A 6,765-nucleotide genomic window follows, 5' to 3' on the forward strand; every position below is an offset into this window, starting at 1 on the left:
ACCTAATCCTCCAACAAATTGAGACTACGGAGCGAAATCTGGTTTTTGAGCTTAGTAGCAAATTCTTCGATTTGCATCTTACCTAAGTCAACGCCTTCACGGGTACGCACCGCTACTTCATTATTTTCCATTTCCTGGTCACCAACGACCAGTAAATAAGGCACACGCCTTAAAGTATGTTCACGTATTTTAAAGCCTATCTTCTCATTCCTCAAGTCTTTAGTTGCACGAATTCCATGTTCTTTGAATAAATTAACGACATTGTCGACATAATCGGACTGTTTATCGGTAATATTCATTACAACAACTTGAACTGGCGATAACCAAGCTGGGAACTTGCCTGCATACTCTTCAATTAGAATACCCAAGAAGCGCTCTAATGAACCTAAAATCGCACGGTGGATCATAACAGGGGTTTGACGGCTGTTATCTTCAGCAACATAAGTTGCACCCAAACGACCAGGTAATGCGTAATCGAGCTGCACTGTACCACATTGCCACGCTCTGTCTAGACAATCATGCAATGTAAATTCAATCTTAGGACCGTAAAACGCGCCCTCGCCCGGTAAAATTTCAAATTCGATATCATTTGCAGTTAGTGCTTGTTTAAGCGCTTCTTCTGCACGATCCCACATATCGTCATCACCAATGCGCTTTTCAGGGCGAGTCGACAACTTAACAACGATATTACTAAATCCGAATGTTTCGTATGTGTCGTAAACCATTTTGATACATGCGCTTACTTCTTGCTGTACTTGTTCTTCAGTACAGAAGATATGTGCATCATCTTGAGTAAAGCCACGAACGCGCATCAGGCCATGTAATGAACCTGATGGCTCATTACGGTGACAACAACCAAACTCAGCCATACGTAATGGCAAGTCACGATATGACTTAAGGCCTTGGTTAAAGATCTGAACGTGACCAGGGCAGTTCATTGGCTTAATCGCATATTCACGGTTTTCAGAGCTAGTAGTGAACATAGCCTCTGAGTACTTGTCCCAGTGACCACTGCGTTCCCACAACACTCTGTCCATCATTAATGGACCTTTAACTTCTTGGTAAGTGTACTGACCTAGCTTTTGACGAATAAACTTCTCAAGCTCTAAGAACAGACTCCAACCATCGTTATGCCAAAACACCATACCAGGCGCTTCTTCTTGCATATGGTAAAGATCAAGCTGCTTACCAATTTTACGATGATCTCGCTTAGCCGCTTCTTCAAGACGGTTAAGGTGCACTTTAAGTGCTTTCTTATCCGCCCAAGCTGTTCCGTATACACGCTGCAACATCTTGTTGTCAGAGTTACCACGCCAATATGCACCCGCCACACTCATTAACTTAAAATTCTGACAGAACTTCATGTTTGGTACGTGTGGGCCACGACACATGTCGATATATTCTTGGTGGTGATAAAGCGCAGGCGTTGAATCTTTCGGGATGTTCTCATCCAAAATCGCCATCTTATAAACTTCACCACGTGATTCAAAAGTATCACGCGCTTCTTGCCAGCTAACAACACGCTTATCAACAGCGTAATTAGTTTTAGCAAGTTCAGCCATGCGCTTTTCTAACGCATCGATATCTTCCTGAGTCAACTTATGATCTAAGTCGATGTCATAGTAGAAACCATTATCGATAACAGGGCCAATAGCCATTTTGGTTTCAGGGAACAATTGCTTGATTGCATGACCGAGCAAGTGAGCACATGAGTGACGAAGAATTTCAACACCCTCTTCATCTTTAGCCGTGATGATTGACAGATCTGAATCTGTGTCAATCATGTCACACGCGTCTTTTAATTCACCGTTCACGCGGCCAGCGATACACGCTTTAGCAAGACCAGGACCAATATCAGCAGCAACATCTAAAGTAGAAACAGGGTTAGCAAACTCGCGTTTGCTTCCGTCAGGAAGTGTAATAACAGGCATGATTTTTCCTTTTCCAGTGGTGACCCCTACGTAGGGCCACTTGGTTTTAAAATTAAGTATGTGTTTACGCAACTGGGACTAGACCTTACTGGAGTCTGTGTTTTCCAGCGCGCAAGCTGCTAATTCTAAGTGATAGCCACTGTATGATGCAAGTTTTCAATCACATTAGTTTTTCTTATTAAATGAGCAAAATATTTAAAGTTAAGTGTAATAAAACTAGAGGGTTACCGTAACAATTCATTCACGTTCGCCCGTTAGCATACGCACAACTTAATAAGGAGCTAGTGATGATTAATACTTTGATGTTTGCAGCCGTGCTTTTTCAAGCAGATATAAACCAACCCAATAACGTTGCGGTAAACTCTATTGATAAACAGGCTGTTGCCGTACAACTTGAAATCGAGCTCAACAAAGCACTGTTATTGATGAGTAAAACGCTCATTACCGATAGTTTGTATCAAAATGACCAAATGAGACAAAAAGCGTTAGTTGACATCAACACTCTCGATGGTACAAAACTGACAAATAGAGAACAAAATTATGACCGATATTAATTTAGCTTTGTTACCTTGGCATGTGCATCCCGTTGGCTTTTATTGAGTTTATTACTAAGACTCGTCTTCTATTACCCATTTACTGTGGCTATCATGTCACGATAGAGGCTAATAGCTAACGCTCGTTAAGTTATAGCCATCTCATTATTCAGCAATGGATGGATTAAATATGACCACTTGGGCATTAGTCACAGGCGCTTCAAAACGGATTGGATGCACTATCGCTACTCATCTTCATGATGAAGGCCATAATATTGTCATTCACTATGGGCAATCAGCAAAACAAGCCCAAGCTCTATGCACTCAACTAAACACTAAGCGCGCCGACTCTGCGATTATCATGCAGGCCGACTTAGCTCAAGCTGATGCTGTCAATAAACTAGTCTTACAAATTAAATCGTCTCAACTGCCTTTGTCAGTTTTAATCAATAATGCTTCTAGTTTTATCCCCACACCCACTGGCGAGGCGACCTTTGCACAAGCACAACAATTGCTTGCGACAAACCTTATTACCCCCTATTTATTAGCCGAAGCACTGAATCCCATATTAAGTAAGAATAACGGCTGCATAATTAACCTACTCGATATCCATGGCCGGCGCCCATTAAAAGATCATGGACTATACTCTATATCAAAGGCTGCACTTGAGATGGCAACGTTATCACTGGCGCAAGAATTGGCACCCGATGTACGCGTAAATGGTGTCTCACCTGGTGCAATTTTATGGCCAGAACAATCAGATACTCAGTCACAACAAGCAGTGTTAAGTGCAATCCCGTTAGCAAAGCTTGGCCAACCAGAGGATATCGCCAAGCTTATTTCTCACTTAGTCAGTTCGTCTTATATCTCAGGCCAAGTCATTGCTGTAGATGGAGGACGAAGCGCAGTAGGTTTTATGGGAGCGTAAACATGAGATTCATCAACAAAACGATTAGTTGTCCCCATTGCGGGCATCACCAACACATTAATATAGACGCAACGTGTGGTGACCAAGATTACTATGAAGATTGCCGGGTGTGCTGTAACCCCATCCATATGCGTCTGCACCTGGATGAAGCCCAGCATAAAATTGAGTTTTTTATTGATTCAGACGACGAGCAGATCTACTAAACCAGCAAGCTTATGGCAGTAGATGGCCATATCACAGGGTATTAGTCTAGATCTGCTAGCGCTTTTCAAGAGTCAACAACGCATCAGTAACGAGTCAAGTTATTGGTTTTCAAAACGCTTAGCGAGTACTCGTTCAACGGTATCGACTATCGCTTGGGTTTGGCTATCTATTTCGATGTTAATTTTATCACCTTTAACATAGCCATCTAAGTTGGTTAGCTTTAATGTTTCTGGAATTAGATGCAGCATAAAGCTCGTGTCTTTCACTTCACCCACCGTTAAACTACAGCCGTTAACACCAACGAAACCCTTATAAAGAATGTAGTTCATCCACTTAGGTTCAACCTTCAAACAAATATCGTAATGCTCATCCGTTGCACTAACAAATTCGACCTCGGCTTGAGTGTGCACGTGGCCCGATAATATGTGCCCGCCAATCTCACTACCGAAGGTTAATGAACGCTCGATGTTAACCTGTGATCCGACTCTCAGTTTTGATAGGTTAGTTAGCTTAAGGGTCTCTTCCATTACATCGAAAAACACCCTATCATCATCTATTCTTGTGACTGTTAAACAAACACCGTTATTTGCGACACTTGCCCCTAGTGAAAGTCCCTCGCGCAAATCCGGCCCAATTGCGATTTGTAGCGTGCTTAAGCCTAATTTCTTATCTATCGCCAACACTTCGCATGTTGCTTGAACTATACCTGTAAACATTTTATCTCTCGTTAGTATTAAGGGCTGTATTCATGAACCATTCTGGCTTTCAAGCCAAACGTTTAATCCAGTTAGCACTACCGGTGCTAATTGCTCAAGTAACACAAACCATGATGGGCTTTATTGACACCGTCATGGCGGGTCGCGTTAGTGCCGTAGATATGGCCGCGGTTGCCATTGCAGCAAGTCTTTGGTTACCCGCTTTACTGTTTGTACAAGGCTTATTAATGGCCTTTACACCCGTATTTGCTCACCATCACGGTGCCGACAATCAAAAGGCAATTCAACCATTGGCTTACCAAGCTGCTTATATTGCCATAATTGGCAGTGTGGGTGTGGTGCTTATCCTCTCATTTGCAGAGAATATTTTCACCATGATGGAGCTTGAACCCGAAATGGCAAGGCTCGGTATTGGCTATTTAAATGGCTTTATGTGGGGCGTTCCGGCATTTGTGCTTTATCAAGTATTAAGAGGTTGTAGCGAAGGGATCTCTTATACTTTACCCACTATGGTCATAGGTTTTGTCGGTTTAGCGGTAAACATCCCTGCTAACTACATTTTTATCTATGGCCACTTTGGTGTGCCAGCAATGGGCGGCGCTGGCTGTGGTGTTGCCACTGCATTAGTATTCTGGGCAATGCTTATCGCCATGATCATCTACATGCAGTTCCATGATAAGTTTAAAGAACTGGCTCCGTTCAAATCTTTTCACTTACCAGACTTCAAAGTCATGTTTGAAATGACAAAACATGGCTTCCCAATCGCTATGGCGCTGTTTTTTGAAGTGAGTTTATTTGCAATCATCGCCCTTTTACTTGCACCATTGGGCGCAACAGTCGTTGCAGGACACCAAATAGCACTTAACTTCTCATCGATTGTGTTTATGTTACCGCTTTCTCTCGGTATCGCGGTATCAATTCGTGTCGGCTATTACCTAGGTCAAGATAAACCAGAAATTGCAGCGCTAGTGACCAAACTCGCACTCATTATCTCGTTTTCTTTAGCAGCCTGTACCGCAATCATTACCGTGTTATTTAGACATGAAATTGCCCTACTCTATAATGATAACCCTGAGGTCGTTGCACTAGCTGGTAGCTTAATGTTCTATGCCGCCATCTATCAGTTATCAGACTCAGTTCAGGTCGTTACCGCAGGTGCATTACGTGGCTATAAAGATACTCGCAGCGCGTTTTATATCACCTTAGTTTCGTACTGGGGTGTGGGTATGACTTTAGGTTATACCTTAGCACGTACCGATATCATCGTACCGCATATGGGTGCCCAAGGTTTCTGGATAGGCCTTATTGCAGGTCTTACAAGTGCAGCGATAATGTTTGCCGCACGCTTAAGGTACATTCAAAAATTGGGCGTTGTGCACTCAGCAATTTAATCGGAAGGACAACAATATCAGCCTAATAGCTAAGTATTAAGTTCCAGCACTGGTTATCCATAACAATGAAACAGGCTAACGCTATTGCAGTTAGCCTGTTTTTTTATGGGCAAGTTTTATCAGGTAAAACATGCTTATAAGCACCTAGGCGTTATAAGCCATAGAATATGCATCAAACCTATGCTAATTAACACTGCATTGACTGCACTGCAGTCTAATACGGCCACTCTTCAGCTTATCGCTTTTATTGAGGAAGTTACTCTAATTCCTATCAATATAGGGAAAGTGATTTGATCAGAGTATTTTTGGCAAACTAATGCAAGACGAATAAATCGATTCCTGAAGTACGGTGACGCAGATACAGAGACCGAGGATGGTAGAACCGATCAGCTATTAATGACCGGCCAGTAAAGCGAACATATCTTTATACTGATAGGCACCAACAAAAGAAAACGTGCAGGTATATAAATTGGCTCACGCGTGTAAAAGAAGACGGAATTACAAATTTCAGACACAAAAAAACCAGCTTTCGCTGGCCTACATATCACGTCATTCTTCAATAAAAGAATTGGTTGCGGGAGCTGGATTACTATTCACAAAAGCGTGGCAACGACCTTCGCCCTAGCTTTTATAAAAAGTTGAGCCCGACGAGCAAGTAAACTGCACCATCCAAATTCATAACCTTATAAAGAACGGTAAATCGCAGGTACAAAAAAACCAGCTTTCGCTGGCCTACATATCACGTCATTCTTCAATAAAAGAATTGGTTGCGGGAGCTGGATTTGAACCAACGACCTTCGGGTTATGAGCCCGACGAGCTACCATACTGCTCCATCCCGCGTCCATATTGACGCTAATAACTGTTTTAATTCTGTTACAAAAGAATTGGTTGCGGGAGCTGGATTTGAACCAACGACCTTCGGGTTATGAGCCCGACGAGCTACCATACTGCTCCATCCCGCGTCCATGTTGACGCTAATAACTATTTTAATTCTGTTATAAAAGAATTGGTTGCGGGAGCTGGATTTGAACCAACGACCTTCGGGTTATGAGCCCGACGAG

General features: G+C 42.6%; 6 protein-coding genes and 2 tRNA genes. 4 read left to right on the top strand and 4 right to left on the bottom strand.

The genetic code is table 11. The features are described from left to right. Window positions 1-2 precede the first annotated feature (2 nt). Window positions 3-1,931: a threonine--tRNA ligase gene (gene thrS / locus ACVBIO_RS16775; RefSeq protein ID WP_447159354.1), complete on the bottom strand. Its 1,929-nt coding sequence runs from the start codon at window positions 1,929-1,931 to the stop codon at window positions 3-5. Between the two features lie 287 nt (window positions 1,932-2,218). On the opposite strand from thrS, the gene ACVBIO_RS16780 reads away from it, so the two are divergent. The 3 genes from ACVBIO_RS16780 to ACVBIO_RS16790 all read left to right on the top strand — a co-directional run bounded on the left by ACVBIO_RS16780 (window position 2,219) and on the right by ACVBIO_RS16790 (window position 3,595). After that, the gene (locus ACVBIO_RS16780) at window positions 2,219-2,485 is read left to right on the top strand and encodes a hypothetical protein (RefSeq protein ID WP_447159355.1); all 267 of its coding nucleotides are present in this window, start codon (window positions 2,219-2,221) and stop codon (window positions 2,483-2,485) included. Between the two features lie 169 nt (window positions 2,486-2,654). Then, window positions 2,655-3,392 carry a pteridine reductase gene (locus tag ACVBIO_RS16785; RefSeq protein WP_447164540.1) on the top strand — a complete coding sequence of 246 codons (738 nt, stop codon included), beginning with the start codon at window positions 2,655-2,657 and terminating at the stop codon, window positions 3,390-3,392. A gap of 2 nt (window positions 3,393-3,394) precedes the next feature. Next, complete coding sequence (locus ACVBIO_RS16790; RefSeq protein ID WP_447159357.1) at window positions 3,395-3,595, top strand: CPXCG motif-containing cysteine-rich protein; 201 nt, start codon at window positions 3,395-3,397, stop codon at window positions 3,593-3,595. Window positions 3,596-3,694: 99 nt separating this feature from the next. Here ACVBIO_RS16790 and ACVBIO_RS16795 read toward each other — a convergent pair whose 3' ends face one another. After that, a complete protein-coding gene (locus tag ACVBIO_RS16795; protein ID WP_447159358.1) occupies window positions 3,695-4,312 on the bottom strand; it encodes a riboflavin synthase subunit alpha in 618 nt (205 codons plus the stop codon). A gap of 32 nt (window positions 4,313-4,344) precedes the next feature. On the opposite strand from ACVBIO_RS16795, the gene ACVBIO_RS16800 reads away from it, so the two are divergent. Further along, window positions 4,345-5,703: an MATE family efflux transporter gene (locus tag ACVBIO_RS16800; protein ID WP_447159359.1), complete on the top strand. Its 1,359-nt coding sequence runs from the start codon at window positions 4,345-4,347 to the stop codon at window positions 5,701-5,703. Between the two features lie 764 nt (window positions 5,704-6,467). On the opposite strand, the gene ACVBIO_RS16805 is transcribed toward ACVBIO_RS16800, so the two are convergent. Then, a tRNA-Met gene (locus ACVBIO_RS16805) sits at window positions 6,468-6,544 on the bottom strand. Window positions 6,545-6,589: 45 nt separating this feature from the next. After that, window positions 6,590-6,666, bottom strand: a tRNA-Met gene (locus ACVBIO_RS16810). Window positions 6,667-6,765 lie beyond the last annotated feature (99 nt).

The sequence above is a fragment of the Shewanella sp. 0m-8 genome (genome assembly GCF_052977265.1).